General features: G+C 47.6%; 15 protein-coding genes. All 15 read left to right on the forward strand.

The features are described 5' to 3' along the window. Positions 1 to 129 precede the first annotated feature (129 nt). The 15 genes from J3999_RS08335 (at position 130) to J3999_RS08405 (ending at position 16,985) form a co-directional block, all read left to right on the forward strand. Positions 130 to 2,487 (forward strand): 6-hydroxymethylpterin diphosphokinase MptE-like protein, encoded by a 2,358-nt coding sequence (locus J3999_RS08335; protein ID WP_208127448.1) that lies wholly within the window; start codon positions 130 to 132, stop codon positions 2,485 to 2,487. Positions 2,488 to 2,676: 189 nt separating this feature from the next. Next, a complete protein-coding gene (locus tag J3999_RS08340) occupies positions 2,677 to 3,501 on the forward strand; it encodes a flagellin (protein ID WP_208127449.1) in 825 nt (274 codons plus the stop codon). A 143-nt stretch (positions 3,502 to 3,644) separates the two neighbouring features. Then, positions 3,645 to 4,469, forward strand: coding sequence for a flagellin (locus tag J3999_RS08345; protein ID WP_208127450.1), 825 nt, complete (start codon positions 3,645 to 3,647; stop codon positions 4,467 to 4,469). Between the two features lie 30 nt (positions 4,470 to 4,499). Next, the gene (locus J3999_RS08350) at positions 4,500 to 4,892 is read left to right on the forward strand and encodes a flagellar protein FlaG (RefSeq protein ID WP_208127451.1); all 393 of its coding nucleotides are present in this window, start codon (positions 4,500 to 4,502) and stop codon (positions 4,890 to 4,892) included. A gap of 30 nt (positions 4,893 to 4,922) precedes the next feature. Further along, on the forward strand, positions 4,923 to 5,396 hold the full coding sequence (locus J3999_RS08355; protein WP_208127452.1) for a flagellar protein FlaG: 474 nt from the start codon (positions 4,923 to 4,925) through the stop codon (positions 5,394 to 5,396). Positions 5,397 to 5,543: 147 nt separating this feature from the next. Then, positions 5,544 to 7,883, forward strand: a complete 2,340-nt coding sequence (gene fliD, locus J3999_RS08360; protein WP_208127453.1) for a flagellar filament capping protein FliD — start codon at positions 5,544 to 5,546, stop codon at positions 7,881 to 7,883. Positions 7,884 to 7,930: 47 nt separating this feature from the next. Next, complete coding sequence (gene fliS / locus J3999_RS08365; protein WP_208127454.1) at positions 7,931 to 8,353, forward strand: flagellar export chaperone FliS; 423 nt, start codon at positions 7,931 to 7,933, stop codon at positions 8,351 to 8,353. 6 nt (positions 8,354 to 8,359) lie between these two features. Next, on the forward strand, positions 8,360 to 8,680 hold the full coding sequence (locus J3999_RS08370; protein ID WP_208127455.1) for a hypothetical protein: 321 nt from the start codon (positions 8,360 to 8,362) through the stop codon (positions 8,678 to 8,680). A gap of 275 nt (positions 8,681 to 8,955) precedes the next feature. Then, complete coding sequence (locus J3999_RS08375; protein ID WP_208127456.1) at positions 8,956 to 10,065, forward strand: sigma-54-dependent Fis family transcriptional regulator; 1,110 nt, start codon at positions 8,956 to 8,958, stop codon at positions 10,063 to 10,065. 10 nt (positions 10,066 to 10,075) lie between these two features. Further along, positions 10,076 to 11,209, forward strand: a complete 1,134-nt coding sequence (locus tag J3999_RS08380; protein ID WP_208127457.1) for a PAS domain-containing sensor histidine kinase — start codon at positions 10,076 to 10,078, stop codon at positions 11,207 to 11,209. An 8-nt stretch (positions 11,210 to 11,217) separates the two neighbouring features. Continuing rightward, complete coding sequence (locus J3999_RS08385) at positions 11,218 to 12,678, forward strand: sigma-54 dependent transcriptional regulator (protein WP_208127458.1); 1,461 nt, start codon at positions 11,218 to 11,220, stop codon at positions 12,676 to 12,678. A 201-nt stretch (positions 12,679 to 12,879) separates the two neighbouring features. Next, a complete protein-coding gene (gene fliE, locus J3999_RS08390) occupies positions 12,880 to 13,221 on the forward strand; it encodes a flagellar hook-basal body complex protein FliE (protein WP_173285477.1) in 342 nt (113 codons plus the stop codon). 49 nt (positions 13,222 to 13,270) lie between these two features. Then, positions 13,271 to 14,974 (forward strand): flagellar basal-body MS-ring/collar protein FliF, encoded by a 1,704-nt coding sequence (gene fliF / locus J3999_RS08395; protein ID WP_208127459.1) that lies wholly within the window; start codon positions 13,271 to 13,273, stop codon positions 14,972 to 14,974. After that, complete coding sequence (gene fliG, locus J3999_RS08400) at positions 14,964 to 15,992, forward strand: flagellar motor switch protein FliG (protein ID WP_173285475.1); 1,029 nt, start codon at positions 14,964 to 14,966, stop codon at positions 15,990 to 15,992. The genes fliF and fliG overlap by 11 nt, the downstream gene beginning before the upstream one ends. Continuing rightward, positions 15,993 to 16,985, forward strand: coding sequence for a FliH/SctL family protein (locus J3999_RS08405; protein WP_208127460.1), 993 nt, complete (start codon positions 15,993 to 15,995; stop codon positions 16,983 to 16,985). It abuts the gene before it with no gap. The last annotated feature ends 27 nt before the right edge of the window (positions 16,986 to 17,012 follow it).

Below are 17,012 nucleotides of genomic sequence, written 5' to 3' on the forward strand. Positions count from 1 at the left end.
GATATTATGGATTTTAGTCTGGGGCCATTGAGCCAAAATAAATACGGTGACTTTTATTACGAGTCATTGAATGGCCTTTCGTTTTCCAAAAAATCTTCGGAAATGGTGTTCGAAAAAGAGTTTGCCTCCTTGGCGCAGCAGGAAGAGGTATTGAATATTTTTGTCGGTACAGATTCGGGTCTGCTGTATGAATACCTCAAGCATAAAGGCGATCTGCCTGAAAGTTCTGCGTATGTCTTTGTGGAATTGCCGGAAGTCATTGAACAAAGACAGTTAAAGGACATCGAAGATAAATCCATTTTTGTTGTGCCTGTAGACTTTGATTTAGCGCTGCTCGCAGTATCACAGATGAAGTATGTGATTCAGCAAAGAGTTCGTTTGGTTCGTTCAATCGGTGTGTTAGATGCAGCACCAGAAAGTTATATGCGCGGTTTATGGACGAAAATCGAAGCCGACTTTAACAAATTCATTTCGCAGGAAATGATTGCGCTTAATTCAAAGCCCTTTGTCGATGCGCAATTAAACAATTTAGCAGATAATACAACCCCCTTTATTTCAATGAAAGGCAGTTTGCAAGGAACGACGGCTTTAATTTTAGGTGGGGGACCGACACTGGATCAATCCATCGAGTGGATCAAGCAGAACCGCGAGGGTGTCATAATTTTCTCTGCAGCCAGGATTGCTCGTCGTTTGGTTAAGGAAGGAATTTGTCCTGACTTTTTTGTCTCGGTTGACCCTCATGACGTCAGTTTCGATAATTCCAAAGGGATATTTCGTTTTTCAGAAGAGTCCATTCTTCTCAATGCCTACCACATCAACTCTAATATCCTCTCTCAGTGGTCCGGGCTAAAGGCATACACCGGTCCTAAGTTCCCCTGGATAGAAAAAAAGGACGAAAATATTAATGGGCCCGGTCCGAATGTAATTAATACCGCCCTGCATCTTGCGTATGAACTGGGTTGTGAGAATTTTATCTTTTCCGGTGTCGATTTATGTTTTCCAAAAGGGCAGGCTTATGAATCAGGAAGCGATGAGGCTCAGATTGGCGGTAGCTTTATGTTTGCCCAAGTTCAAAAAGTTGTGAATAACGCCGGTGATTGGGTGAATACCCAGCCAAGGTTTGCCTTGAGCCGGGATATGATGGAAAAACAGGTTGCGCGTTATTCAAAAGAAAACCCCGAGCTCAACTTTATTCATTTAAGTCTGGACGCAGCTCGCGTTGAAGGGATTAATTACATTCCCCAGGAGAGCATCTCTTTTACCGATAATCAGGAAACACTGTTTTTGATAGATCAGTTGCGCCAGAAACTAGATCTATCTCCACAGGAAATCACAAGAAATCTTCTCGAAACAAAAAAACTCCTGGAAAAGCAGAAACGACGTTTTCTTGAGTTGGTAAATGAAGCAAAGGGGGCTGTCAAACTACTTCCTAAACTGTACAAGGACGGTCATGAAGACAGTAAAGTTGTCAAGAAAGTGCTTAAAACTAAAAACAAAGTCAATAAGTTGATAGATGACGATGGGGATATGTTGTTCCATTACGACTACAGCTCTTTTACCGGTAGCTTCAAGCATGTATCAGATGAAGAGAATATGTCTCAGGAACAGGTATCCGAGCAGTTGCACTCTTTCTTTAGTGGCGTGCAGAATGCAGCAGAAAGTTTTCTTGATCAGCTAAGACGTTCCGAGTTGATTCTGAAACTCAGGGAAAAAGAGTTAACTGATGGAAGTCTGAAACAGTTATTTGAAGAATGGACTCGACTTGAACAATATGGACGAGCGTTGTGCTGGCAGAAATGGCACGGTATTCCAGAGAGTGAAGATGACCGCGTCTTGATTGAAGAGTCGGTTGGTCTTTTTAATGATGCTCTTCAGGTCACCGAAACCAAGCAGGTTGCCGAATTGAAAAAACGCAGCAGTAACCTGCAGTCATTGTACAAACGATTGAAGAAAGCATTCAGCGAAAGAGATTTTGATGATTTATCCGATTCTTTGCAGTTTTTGCGGAGTAACAGTTGGACTGACGTGGAAACGGTACTTAAATCCGAACTGGAATCTTTGGCTGAAGCGATGATCTTCGAGTTGCAAGAGCAGCCGGCAGAGGCGCTCACCGCATATCTACAGGTTCGATCTCCTGTGCTGAGACACGACGCTTTAAAATATGCATTGGGCGTCACTACGAAAGCCGGGGATCATAATGCGACTCTGGATATATTGGAGCAACTGTGCCATTTTTCTTTAGAGTATATGGTGCCTTATGCGGATATGTTGGATTTAATGGGCAGCAAGGAAGCCGCAAGCGGTGTGCTTGAGATGTATCTGCAAAAGCATCCCGAAGATGCACAGACACAGTTGAAGCAGATCCAGCATCTGATTGATTTGCAACGTTTCGATCAGGCACGGCAACGCCTTGAGTCTTTCAGTCAAGAAGAGACATCAACTGCATATCAAAAAACCCTGGCGGGTCTGGCGGCGCAGTTGCCTTAAACCAGTTGATTCCTTTGTGTTCAAAAGCGGCTTTAGGCCGCTTTTTTTATTTTTTTTTAAAAAAATCTAAAGTTTTTCTGTTTGAGTCGTTAACCCTATTGAAGGCAAGAAATGCCTCAGCTTAAAAAAGCAAACAAATAAAAATAATAGTTACAAACACACACAGAATCTCACACAAGGAGAAATATCATGGCAATGGTAATCAACACAAATATGGCATCCCTGAACGCGGTTCGTATTTTGGATACAACTGCAAAAGATCAGTCAACTTCTATGGAACGTTTGACTTCAGGGTTGCGCATCAACAAAGCGGCAGATGATGCGGCGAACTTGGCGGTAACCACCAAAATGACTACGCAGATTCGTGGTACAGATCAGGCGATCCGTAATGCGAATGACGGTATCAGTTTGTCACAGACCATGGATGGTGCCATGGAAGAAGTAGTCAATATGATGCAGCGTATGCGTGAGTTAGGTGTTCAGGCTCTGAACGGAACCTATTCCGATGAAAACCGCTTTCAGATGGATACCGAGTATCAACAGCTTTCAGCAGAGATTACTCGAGTTGGTTTAACAACCGCATTTAACGACAAAAAATTGATGAACGGTTCAAATGCGACCTTCAGTGTTCATGTCGGTTGGCAAGTTGGTACGGATAATCAGATTAAGATCTCAACCTATAACCTGAGTGCTTTGGGTGCGGATTTGGCGCTTCTTAACCTGAGTACGGCAGCGAATGCTTCTCAGGCGATCGGGTCAATTGACGGAAAACTGGGCTCAATTAACGAGTTCCGAGCGAAATGGGGTGCGGTTCAGAACCGACTTGAAAGTACGGTTTCCAACTTGGCAAACGTCAACGAAAACATGAACGCGGCGCGTTCAAGAACGCTGGATGCGGACTTCGCAGCGGAATCTGCAAACCTTGCAAGAACACAGGTGCTACAGCAAGCCGGTATGAGCATGCTAAGCCAGGCAAATCAGCAGTCACAAAATGTACTGCAGTTACTGCAATAATCGGTAAAGCGGCCAGGTGGATCCACTTTACAGAACTGAGTTTGGGGTAACCCAAAAAGAATCTGCCACCTAGTTGGCGGATAACAAAAAAGTTAGCAAGCCGACTAGGGCACGACTAACAAAGTTGAAAAAGGAGATATATCATGGCAATGGTAATCAATACAAATATGGCCGCCATCAATGCGACTCGTATTTTGGACAAAACTTCGGTTGAACAGTCTACTTCGATGGAACGTTTGACTTCCGGTTTGGAAATTAACGGCGCAAAAGATAACGCGGCAGGTCTGGCGATCGCTACCAAAATGACTTCACAGATCATGGGTACCGATCAGGCAATCGCAAATGCTAACGACGGTATCAGTCTGGCACAAACCATGGACGGAGCCATGGATGAAGTCGTCAATATGATGCAGCGTATGCGTGAGCTGGGCGTTCAGGCAATGAACGGAACATACTCTGATGAAAACCGTTCACAGATGAATACCGAGTATGCTCAGCTATCGGCTGAAATTACGCGTGTTGCACTGACTACGTCATTTAATGACAAGAATCTGTTGAATGGTTCGGCAGCAACTTTCAGTGTTCACGTTGGTTGGCAAGTAGGTGCTGACAACCAGGTTAAACTGTCTACTTTCAATGCCAGTACTCTGGGTGCCGATCTAGCAGCCTTGACTATTTCTACCGCTGGTGGTGCATCGCAGGTTGTTGCTTCAATTGACGGTCGTCTAGGTTCGATCAATGAGTTCCGTGCAAAATGGGGTGCGGTACAGAACCGTCTGGAAAGTACGGTTTCTAACTTGGCTAACGTTAACGAAAACATGAACGCAGCGCGCTCACGTATTCAAGACGCTGACTTCGCTAAGGAATCTGCAAACCTAGCTCGTACTCAGGTTCTACAGCAGGCCGGTATGAGCATGTTGAGCCAGGCTAACTCTAACTCGCAAAACGTTCTGTCACTGCTCCGATAATATCAGGGCATGATTGAGTAGGAGGTGATCATGGATATTGCATCAATGACCTCATCTCCCGCTCAGTCAGTGAATAAACTGACAGGGCAGGAGAAGTCTAATACACCTGACCCAGTTGTTAATTCAGCCGCCTCAGTCTCTGAGGTAAAAGAAGTCTCTCAGGAAGAGTTAGTTGCTCAAGCGGAAAGCCTAAACCGGTTGATGAGCAAGCTTCAACAATCCGTTACTTTCAGTGTCGATCAGGGTTCTGATTCAACAGTGGTTCAAGTAGTGGATAAGGCAACGGATGAGTTGATTAGACAAATTCCTTCCGAAGATGCTTTAAGAATGCTTCACAAGCTTCAAGCATACTTAGAAGGGGTTAACCAAGCGGGAGCTCCGTCTGAAGGTTTGACAGGTAGCTTAATCAATGAAATCATATAAACAATAAGGTTTTTTTACAGGAGGCATCCGATGGCAGAAGGTTACGGTATTTCACCACTGCGTTCTGAGTCTGTCTATGTCTCTAAAACCTTGAGTGAGCAGGCGAATAACAATTCACGGAGTTCGTCTGTTTCACAATCCCCGGAACAGCTTGTCGGGGGACAACCGGCTCAAGTGACTGACGATGTGCCAACACAATCGGACGTTGCAGCCAAGAATTTACAAGTTGTTGATGGTGGTTCCCAGAACGTCGATGCGAATCTGCAAAGAATCAATCAGCAGCTGGAAAAACTGCAGAATTATCTGCGTTTTGAAAAAGATGAATCATCACAGAAAATGGTGATTATAATTAAGAACAACGAAACCGACGAAGTGATCAGACAGATTCCGTCCGAAGCGTTCTTAAGCATCTCCAAGAATATTTCAGATTATCTGGCGTTACAAAAGCAGAATTCTGAAACATCTCAATTTCCAACAGGTTTGCTGACAAATGAGCAGGCTTGATTAACCAGTTCCCTTGTGTGTTTAGCGGTCTTTATGGCCGCTTTTTTTATTTAAAGTTTTGACTTTTCCTGCCGATAATACAAATATAAGTAAGAATATTGTTTTGATTGGGCTGACTGATCGAAAGAAAGCCTAAGGAGTCCTGAAATGGCAAATGAAATTGGTACTACGCTCTTAAACTCCCTGACTAACAGCACCTTTGACATTGGCAATATGTCAAAAGTTCTGGCCGAAGCGGAAGTGGCTGGCCCGAAAGCGATTCTGGAGAGTAATCGGGAGAAAACCAATACCGAATTAAACGCTTTGACCTATTTACAGTCGAATATTTCCGCGTTTAAAACCTATTTGCAGGATCTTTCGAATCCGGAAACCTTTATGCAGTCGGCTGTTTCATCTTCGAACGATGCGGTTGTCTCCGGTACCGTTACCGGATCTGTTGTCAGCGGGAGTTATCAGATTGAAGCGAGACAGCTTGCCCAAGCAAATACTCAGGTGGCTAATAAAGTGTACAGCTCCGCTTCGGATACCATTTCATCCGGAACTCTGAGCATTTCGATTGCCGGCAGCACGCATAATATTACCGTTGATGCGACGAATAACACTCTGGAAGGTTTGCAGAAAACCATTAACAGCGGTGATTACGGCGTCAATGCTTCGATTATCAATACCGGTAACGGTTATCAGTTGATGTTTACTTCGCAGAATACCGGTGCCGCCAATGAGATGCAGATTTCCGGTCTGACCGATTTCGATACCAATGGTTTAACGACGACCTCTGTTGCTCAGGATGCGATTATGGTGGTGAACGGCCTAGCGGTAACCAGTTCAACCAACCAGTTCGATGAAGTGATTCCCGGAATGCAGATTGACATTAAATCGGCACAACCCGGAACGGTCAATACCTTGTCCGTTAATCAGGATACGAATTCGGTGGTCGAGTCGATACAGTCGTTTGTAGATGTCTACAATCAGCTGGATACCATTCTTGACGAGCTGGGTTCCTACGAATCATTGACTTCGGATCAGCAGGATTCCGAAGAGTATGCATACTGGGGGGATTTGGCCGGATCATCCTTGCTGCGCCAAGTGCGCAGTGAACTGCAAAGTTCTTTGCGTGGTACTCTGGATCAAATCACTTCGCCTTATAACAGTCTGTCGGTAATCGGTCTCAGCATCGACATTGAAGGTCAGATGAGTTTTGACCAGGCTCGCTTTGAGGAAGTTGCCGCTTCGAATCTGGATGCACTGAAATCGCTGTTTTCCAAAGGCGGGTCTTCGGACGACCCTCTGGTTAATGTTCTAAGCGGGAATGACCGTACACAAGCCGGTTCTTATACCTTGGACATTACCCAGCTGGCCGAGCGTGCAATGGTGACTTCCGGAGCGGTTACCACCGGGACGGATCAGCAGGTTGCATCCGGTCAAGTGTATGATCAGCAGGCGGTTTTAACCTTGGATGCGAATGCCGGATTTACCATGACCACAGGCGCTTCGGGTAGTCAGATCATTGATTTCAGCAGTATTGCCGGTGATTATGCAACCAAAGACGATTTGGTGGCGGCAATGCAAGGCGTGGTCGATACTGCGTTCGGTGCCAGTGTGGTTAATCTGGCGTACGACTCGACTCAATCGCGCTTTGAATTCAATGCCGTAGCGGGTCAGGGATCGGTTACGCTATCGAATGTTACCGGTCTCTCCAATCAAGGATTCACTCAGACTGATTACACCGGTGAAAATTTGATTAATCTGGCAACCGACGGCAGTTTTGATTTTGTGATCGATGACGCCAATAGTTCTACTTTAACGATTGCTGCCGGGGATTATACGCTTTCCGAACTTGCGGGGCGCATTCAAACGGGAATCAATAATAATGCTGAAGTCCAAGCGGTTGGCGCATCCGTGTCCGTTTCGACCGAAGGTGGAATTCTCAATATCAGTTCCAGTCGTTTCGGAGCGTTTTCCAATATTGATTTAAGCAACTTCTCCGGTCTGGCGAATGCTGGTTTTGCCGATGGAAGCGCAATTGCCGATGTGGGTCAGAATGTTGACGGTACCATTACCACCGCGACCGGTACGCTGAATATCGGGGCCTATGCCTCTTCTGAAGATGGTCGTCGGATCAATATTTCCGATTATGCGGTTATCGGAACCGAGCCGGCAGAAGTGCGTGGTTTGCAATTTGAAGTACTGGGCGGTGCAATCGGCGCTCGCGGTTCGATTAACTTCACCCAGGGCTTTGCAAGTCGCATGGAAGAGGTGATCAATAATCTTTTTGAAGATGAAAACGGACTGGTATCTCAGCGAATTGACAGCTTGAACGATAAAAATACGCAGTACGACGAGAAACAAGAAAAGATTGATGCGCGTTATGAGCGACTTTTAATGAAATACCAGCTTCAGTTTTCTGCCTTGCAGTCGATACTTTCCAGTGCAGAGCAAACAAGAAATTATCTGACGGCGACTTTTAACAGTGGCAACGATAATTAATTGAATAAGAATGCTCAACAGATAAGAAAAACATGAGGGAGTTTAAGATGAGTTATGCAGCACAAAATAAAATGGCGCAACAATACGCGAAGAACTTTGTTGAAACAGCCGTTTCGGAAGCGACCCCGCATAAGCTGGTCGATATGCTGTATTCTGGCGCGATTAAAAACCTAAAGCTGGCCAAACTTTTTATTGAACAGAAACAGTTTGCCAAAAAAGCGGAATTCTCCAATAAGGCTCTGGCGATCATCAGCAGCCTGAAAGATGGCGTGGATTTGGAAAGAGGTGGCGATGTTGCCGAGAATCTGTTTTCTCTGTATGACTACTGCCACAGAACGGTTTTTGAAGCGACCGCCAAAAACGATATTGCTAAGATTGACGAGGTAATCGAGCATATTTCCGGCCTTCAAGAAGCTTGGCAGCAGATGCCGGAAGAGATCAAGCGTGCTTCAAAAGATCAGTTGCAGTAATTATTCATGGCGAATTCACAATCACTTACTTCTTCCGAGCAGCTTCGTAAAGACAAACTGAAGCTGCTCAGCTCGTCAAAAAACCTCCTGCTTTTGGCTGAGCAGGACCGGTTTTCGGAATTGCAGGTTCAACAAATTCAGTGGCAAATGTTATTGGAGGAGATGGTGGCCAAACACGGTGCAGAGCTTGAAGCAATTCGTCCTATTCTGCAAAAAGACGCCGATCAGCTGCAAACCCTTTTGGAAAAGAAACAGGCTCATCTAGTCCAGGCATTTTCCAAAGATTTGAACGCCAATAAATCCGTTCGCAAGTATGTCAATCTTTAAAAAAGTTGCGTTGAATTAACTAAATAGAAGAAAATTATCCATTCCAATTCGCTTGTCTTGGCGATAACCAATGTGTTGGTTTTTTTCTTATGAATTAGATTGTTAAATAATCTTTTTAATTCAAGTGCTTAGCTTTATTCTTTCTTTCCAGAGAAAATTAAATCTGAAAGTAAATTATCTTTACGTACTAATTAGTAAAAAGCACGTCAATTTTTTGACAATTCCTCTTGTTGCCTTTTAAATAGAAGCTAATCTTTGAAGGGTGAGTCCAGTTAATGTCTTTTGATCCGTTTTCCTCTCTTGTCGGCTCCGGCCCGGCCATGCAAAAAGTCAAAAAATTGATTCAACAGGTCGCAAAAACCGATGCGACGGTTCTGATTCTGGGTGAATCCGGAACCGGTAAAGAGGTCGTGGCGCAAACACTTCACAACGCTTCCAAAAGAGCGGAACGCGCTTTTGTTCCGATCAACTGCGGAGCGATTCCGGGGGAGTTGCTGGAAAGCGAGTTGTTCGGACATGAAAAAGGGGCTTTTACCGGTGCGATTACCGCTCGCAAGGGCCGTTTTGAAATGGCGGAGAAAGGCACGATTTTTCTGGACGAAATCGGCGATATGCCACTGCCCATGCAGGTTAAGCTGTTGCGAGTGCTGCAGGAAAGAAACTACGAAAGAGTCGGCGGAAACAAGACCTTTGAGTGCGATGTTCGCGTGGTGGCTGCGACCCATAGAAATCTTGAGGAACATATTACCGAAGGAAACTTCCGTGAAGATCTATTCTATCGCTTGAATGTCTTTCCGATCGAGATGCCGTCCCTGCGTGAACGGCCTGAGGATATTCCGGAGTTATTGGATTTCATGTTTTCGCAGATTCAGCAGGCGGAACGCCAGACGCCGCAACTTTCTGAACAGGCGTTGCGTGCTTTACAAGCTTATCAGTGGCCGGGGAATGTTCGTGAACTGGGGAATCTGGCCGAGCGTTTGACTATTCTTTTTGAGGGTCAGACGGTCGCTTATGAGGATTTGCCGGAGCGTTATCAGGTCGAAGTGAGCGACGCGATCTTTGTCGAAGAGCCGGTTGTCGAGGCAAGTGTCGAACAGAGTGCTGTCGTCGCAACGCAAACGGACGAGATAACGGATGCGCAATCGGCAGGCGAGGTGCCTCAAGAGCCTAAACAGGAAGAGGCGCTTGATAATTCAGCGGTGCCAGAGAGCGTGATGGATCTGGAGAACGGGCTGGATCTGAAATCCTATCTGGTCGAGATGGAAGTCAAACTTATTCAGAAAGCGCTGTCGCAAACAGAAGGCAATGTTTCTCAGGCCGCCAAACTCTTGAAAACCAACCGTACGACTCTGGTCGAGAAGATTCGTAAATATGAACTCAACTAGAGGATAAGCTTTGCAGTCAGCCGAGCAACAAGAACGAATCAAAGAGCTGGAAGAGGCGTTTGCGCTCTTTAATCAGACCTCCGAGCGATTGACGGAAAGCTATAACGCGCTCCAGAAACGGACGGCGGATCTCCAGGATCAGCTGGCGCAGAGCGATCTCGAAAAAAAGCGTATGGCGGATCGTTTGAGTCGGTTGTTACAGCTCCTTCCCGCTTCCGTTGTTGTGCTTGACCGAGATAATCGGATTACCGAAATGAACCCCAGTGCCGAAAAACTCCTCGGAGAAGATGCGACAGGGCGTACCTGGCCGGTTGTTCAGCGCAATGTGTTTCTGGAAAAAAACAGTGCCGGTGAATTGGTGACCCATCAGGGTCAAGTGTTTCAATTGGCCAATACCGCCTTGGATCAGGAAGTCGGCAGAATCCTTCTGTTGCAGGATGTGACCGATGCACGACGGCTTCAGGAGCATGTCAGCCGTCATCAGAGACTTACTTCCATGGGCGAAATGGCGGCGTCTCTGGCCCATCAGATTCGTACGCCTTTATCTTCAGCCCTTCTTTATGTTTCTCAATTGAATGCAGCCGAACTGACGCAAGAACAGCGTGAGAAATTCGCCTTGAAAGTCCAAAACAGTCTGCATCATCTTGAATCTCTGGTTCAGGATATGCTGCAGTACGCCAAGGGCGGTAAAAGTTCGCGGAAACCCCTTTCTGTTGAAGAACTGATCGCTTTAACCATACGAAATCTGGAAGAGCGGGTCAATAATAGCCATGCTCATCTGAGTTATGATCACAGTGCCGGTGAACTCCAGATCAACGGGGATATGGACGGCCTTTCGACGGCCTTGCAGAACCTGGTCAATAATGCGCTTGATCATATTCCGGACCAGGCGCTGATTCGAATCAGTGTAAAGCGCAGCGAAGAGTATATTGATATCATCGTCAGCGATAACGGTCCCGGAATTGAGGCGGAAAATCTGCACAAGGTCTTTGAACCTTTTTATACCAGTCGTGCCAAGGGAACCGGATTGGGTCTGGCGGTCGTCAGAGCCGTCGCGGAAGCGCATCATGGCGAAGCCTGGGTGAAATCCATTGTCGGATACGGTTCTCAATTCGGAATCCGTTTGCCTTTGGAGGCGGAATAGGAGTGACTATGAGTATTGCGAAAATTCTGGTGGTTGAAGACGATGCCGAATTGCAGGAGGCATTGGTTGATATTCTGACCATCAATCACTTCGACGTCCTGGCGGTCAGCAGTGCCGAAGAAGCGTTGAAGGCTTTGGATGATGAAATCGGCATGGTTTTCAGCGATATCCGAATGGATGGCATGGATGGCTATACCCTGATGAAGCGGATCCGTGCTTTCAAACCTTATTTGCCGATTGTGCTGATGACCGCCTACGGTACTGTAGAGCAGGCGGTTGAAGCGATGAAATACGGCGCAGTCGATTACATTGAAAAACCGTTTGAGGCCAAGGTGCTGGTTGAAAAGGCTCAGGCGTATTTCAACCGCGATGCTTCAAGCGCAGACGATTTTGTGGCTGCAGATCCGGCGACGATTCAGCTGAAAATGATGGCAAAAAAAGTGGCTCAGAGTGATGCCAGTGTTTATATCAGCGGGGCCAGCGGTACCGGTAAGGAAGTGTTGGCGCGCTATATTCATGCTCAGTCGGGACGTGCGCGACAGCCGTTTGTCGCCATAAACTGTGCCGCCATCCCGGAAAATATGCTCGAAGCCACGCTGTTCGGTTATGAGAAAGGCGCTTTTACCGGCGCTTATAAAGCCATGCCGGGGAAGTTTGAGCAGGCGCAGGGCGGAACTTTGTTTCTTGATGAAATCGGCGAGATGAAAGCCGATCTGCAGGCTAAATTGCTGCGTGTGCTACAGGAAAGAGAAGTGGAGCGTATCGGTAGCACTAAGCCGCTGCAGTTGGATGTTCGTGTGTTGAGTGCCTCCAATATCGATATGAAAAACGCCATTCGTGAGGGCGGTTTCCGCGAAGACTTGTATTACCGCTTGAACGTCTTTCCGATGCGTCTTCCGACGCTTAAAGAGCGTCCGAAAGATATTGCCGCGATTGCCGAGCGTCTTATACAGCGTCACTGCGGTTTGAGTCGTGTGCAACCGATGATTTCCGCGCCGGCCATGAAGCGTCTACTGCAATACGGCTGGCCGGGTAATATTCGTGAGCTGGATAATGTCATTCAGCGCGCTCTGTTGATGATGTCCGGAGATACCATTAAAGAGAGCGACATTCTGTTGGATGACGGAATGGATATAACCTTAAGTCTGAAAGGCGAAAGTGAAACGGTTTCACCGGAGAGTGCGTATGGAGCCTCTTCGGAACAGCTTCGAGAAGCCGAAAATAATGAGACTGCGACGCCTCTGCAGGAGGAGGCTGTGCGTAATGATGAAGCGGAATTTACCGAAACCAGCTTTTTCGAAGAAGCCTTGCCCGTTGACCTTAAAGCGCGTGAAATGCAACTGATATTGCAAACCCTAAAGCAGTTTTCCGGGCACCGTCAAAAAACTGCCGAAGCCCTCAATATCAGTCCGCGAACCCTGCGTTATAAAATAGCCAAACTTAAGGAGCAGGGGGTTGAAGTTCCTTGAATATCGGGCTATAAACGCGGTAGAACCATAAAAATGGCTAAGCCCTTGCGTTTCCCTTGATTAAATTAAGGTTGAATTGGGTGAAAAGGCTATAATGCCAGCCAGGATTCTGAATAAAACTCGGCAAGTGGCACAAGCTTTGCTCGTTTTCTGCAAAAGAATATTTTGATCGAAACGGGCTATTACGGAGACGAGCGAAAAATGAGTACAGTGGATACGCAAAGTTTAATGTTGCAGATGCGCTCTTTGGCGGCGCAGGCACAATCGAAGCCGGTTGATCCTTTGCAGGGGATTCAGTCTGTTGAGGCTGCCGGTAAACCGGAAAATTTTGCCCAATTACTCAATAGCTCGATCGAAGCGGTCAACGAGCAGCAGAATCTATCCAAAGAGATGAAAGAATCTTTCGAACGTGGCGACCCGGGTGTCGAACTTTCGGAAGTCATGTTACAGGCGCAGAAAGCCAGTCTGTCGTTTCAAGCGATGACTCAGGTTCGTAATAAACTGGTCGACGCTTATAAAGAAATTACTCAGATGCCGATTTAATTATGCTCTGTAAATTCCGATAGCCCGTCATTAAAGAAAAGATTGTCCTATGGCAGAACCTCAAGCAACCATTAATAATCCTCTGGACACGCCGCCTTCGGCGGGGTCGACGTTTATTAATAATCTGACTTCCCTTCCGATTGCCAAACAAGTGGGATTGGTGGTTGCCTTGGCTGCGGTTCTGGCGCTGGTCGTCGGGATCGTTATGTGGTCTCAGGCCAAACCTTATACATTGCTCTTCGGCAGTATCGATCCTCAGGATATGAACGAGATCGTTCAGTCGCTGGAGCAGGATGCCGTTCAGTACAAAATCGATACCAATAGCGGTGGCATTCTGGTGCCGTCGGATCAGGTGCATTCACTGCGCTTGAAACTGGCCGCGGCCGGATTTCCCAAGCAGGCCGCCAGCGGCTATCAGCTGCTGGATGTCGAACAGGGGTTCGGGATCTCCCAGTTCAAGGAAACAACTCAATACCATCGTGCGCTTGAAGGCGAGCTGGCCAAATCGGTAGCCAGTATTAATGCCGTTAAATCGGCCCGGGTTATGCTCGGTTTGCCGAAACGTTCGGTGTTTGTTCGTAAGCAACAGAAGCCGTCGGCATCGGTTGCAGTCAAGCTCTATCCCGGCCGCTCTCTGAATGAAGAGCAGGTCAGCTCCATTGTCTACCTGGTCTCATCCAGTATTCCGAATATGGAACCGACCGATGTAACGGTCGTCGATCAGAACGGAAATCTTCTCACTGACGAAACCCGAAGCAGTAACAGCATGCTGCATATGAGCATGAAGCAGCTGGACTATACCCGTCAGGTTGAACAGACGCTTTCCAACCGAATTGTCGATCTTTTGGCGCCGATCGTTGGTGGGGTTCATAAGGTTCGTGCTCAGGTAACAGCCGAATTGGATTTTACTCAGGAAGAGCAGACGCGTGAGAACTACCAGCCCGATCCGGATGCGATCCGTTCGGAGCAGGAAATTCGCGAAATTAACCGTGACAACGGCCCGACCGGTATCCCCGGCGCTTTGACCAATCAGCCTCCGCGCGCCGGTCTGGCACCGGAAGAGGGGTATTCGCCGGAAGGTGATCCGAATCTCAAAAGCTCCAGTGAAAAGAAAACCCGTAACTATGAGCTGGATCGTACCATCAGCCATATCAAGAATTCGGTCGGCAGCATTCGTCGTCTTTCCGTCGCCGTGGTGCTGGATGACAAGACGGCTTTAAATGATGAAGGTCTGGTAGAGCGTGTTGCCATGACCGACGATGAACTTCTCCGTTATCGTCAGCTGGTAAGTGATACCGTGGCTTTAGACGAAGCTCGTGGCGACACTCTGACGGTGGTTAACGCGTCATTTGCGGTGACGCCGGAAGAGCCGGTCGAAACCACGCCGATCTGGCAGGAAGCCTGGTTCTGGGATTTTGTTAAACAGTTCCTTGCAGGTCTGGCAGTATTGATCATTATTCTCGGTGTTATCCGACCTCTTCTGAGAGATCTGTCGAAACGCGAAGAGCAGATTTTGGAGTATCCGGAAGAAGTGGCAGAAGATGCCGAAGAGCTTGAAAATGCGGACGAGATTTCCAAAGCGCTTGAGCAGATGAATGAGGAAGTCGAGAAGACGGCGGCTTCGGTAGAAGCGGAATCGCAGGCTGAACACGAACTTCTCGAGAAGGTTCGCTCGATTGTCGAAAACGACCCGAAAGTGGCGGCTCATGTGCTGCGTCAATGGATAAATACAGGTACTAGAGATGGCAGATGATAACGCTCAGATTGAGGAAAAAGTACCTCAAAGAGATATCCCCAGTATTGAAATGGCCTCCATATTTCTGCTTGCTTTGGGCAAGGAGACTGCAGCCAAAGTATTGGGGCACCTGAATCCGCGGGAAGTTCAGCAGTTGGGGTCTGCGATGACCTCCGTCGAAAGCGTCAGCCACAGTGACATTCATTATGTCATGCGCTCTTTCCTTAACGAGTTGGGTGAAGATGCACTGGGTGTGGATCCGAGCGAATATGCGCAGTCACTTATGGCGGATGCATTGGGTGAGGGGGCCGGCAGCATGCTTGACGCCACGATGCTGGGCGATCAGGTGAAAGGACTGGAGGCATTGAAATGGATGCATCCTTCAACCATCGCCAATATGTTGCGTAACGAACACCCTCAGGTGGTGGCGATCGTATTGTCGTATTTCGACTCCGATCAGGCTGCCGAAGTGCTGCGCGGAATACCTGAACGTTTTCAGGCAGAAGTTATCTACCGTATTGCAACCCTGTCTACAATTCAGCCACGCGCATTGTTTGATTTGAATAGAGTCCTTGAAGCGGCCTCAGGTGATGGAGAAGGCGGTAAGCTGGCGGCTATCGGCGGTGAGAAGCGTGCTGCGGAAATTCTTAACCTGGTCGGCGGCGGTGTGGATACGCGTATTCTGGATGATATTTCGGTCGAGCATGAAGATGTCAGTCGTGCGATTCAGGACAAAATGTTCGTCTTCGACGATATTAACGGTATCGACGACCGTGGTATTCAGACTCTGGTTGGCGAAATTCCAAGCGATGTACTGATTGTTGCGCTTAAAGGTGCGGACAATAAGTTGCGCGAGAAATTCCTGTCCAATGTCTCTAAACGTCAGGCAGAAATTATTCGTGATGACCTGGAAACCGGCGCACCAGTCAAGCTCAGCGCGGTAGAAGATGCACAGAGAACGATTATCCAGATTGTCCGACGTCTGGCGGAAGAAGAGAAGATTATGATGCCGGGCGCCGGGGAGGAGTTCGTGTAAATGTCCGGTTCTCATGATGACGCCCAGAATGCCAAGCAACTTGTGCAACCTCTGATACAGGGACAGTTGATCTCCGAAGAGGAGTTGTCTGCCAAGGTTCCGAGAGAGGCAATAACCCCTTGGTCTCTGAGCGACTTTGAAGAAGTTGAACAGGAGCAGGAAGCGCTCAAACAGCAAACGATCATGCAGGAGGTTGAACGCAAGATTCAGCCGGAATTGCAGAAGCGCAGTGAGATTTTGCAAAAAGAGGTTTACGATTCGGCTTACCAGGAAGGGTATGAAGCCGGATTTAAAGTCGGTCAGGAGGAAGGGCTGGCGACCGGCAAATCGCAGGCCTATTCGGAAACGCGGGAATTTCTGTTCCCTAAAATCGAAACGGCGAACCGTCTTTTGCAAAGTCTGCAGGCGCCTCAACAACAGATGCGACAGAAGCTGTTTGATGAAATTGTTGCTTTTTCCTCATTTCTCGCCGAACAACTGCTTAACGAACACTTACCGAAAAATTCCGAATGGCTGAATCAAGTCGTTCAAGAGTCTATTCAGGCGCTTCCGGAGTCGGATGAAGCGATCGAGGTTTTTTTGAACCCGGACGATTTGGCGTTTCTTGAAGAGATTCAACCGCAGTGGGGGCAGCAATGGCGACTCAGTGCGGATCCCAAGATCCGGCCGGGAAGTTGTCTGGTCAAACAGAACGACAGTTCCGTGCATAACTGTTGGCAGAAGCGTTTTGTCAGTCTGCAGGAGCAGCTGGCCGCCAATGCCAAAATGCTGAATGATCAGGAAATTTCCGCGGAAACCGGTGAAGATTCTCTTGATAGTATGCCGTGGGATGGTGAAGCTGAAGCCTTGCCGACCGAAGAAATCGAGTCTGAAAGTAAGGGAAGCAACGAGGGGAACTCGGAGCCTTCCGCACAAGCGGCGGATTCGGAGGTTCAGAACTGGGAGGATGAGGATGCCGCAAGATCGTCAGGACAATCCGCAAACGTCACCTAGTGCCAAAGAGATCGACCAGTTTGGTGA

This window comes from Thiomicrorhabdus sp. 6S3-12, from assembly GCF_017571475.1.
Classification (GTDB): domain Bacteria; phylum Pseudomonadota; class Gammaproteobacteria; order Thiomicrospirales; family Thiomicrospiraceae; genus Thiomicrorhabdus.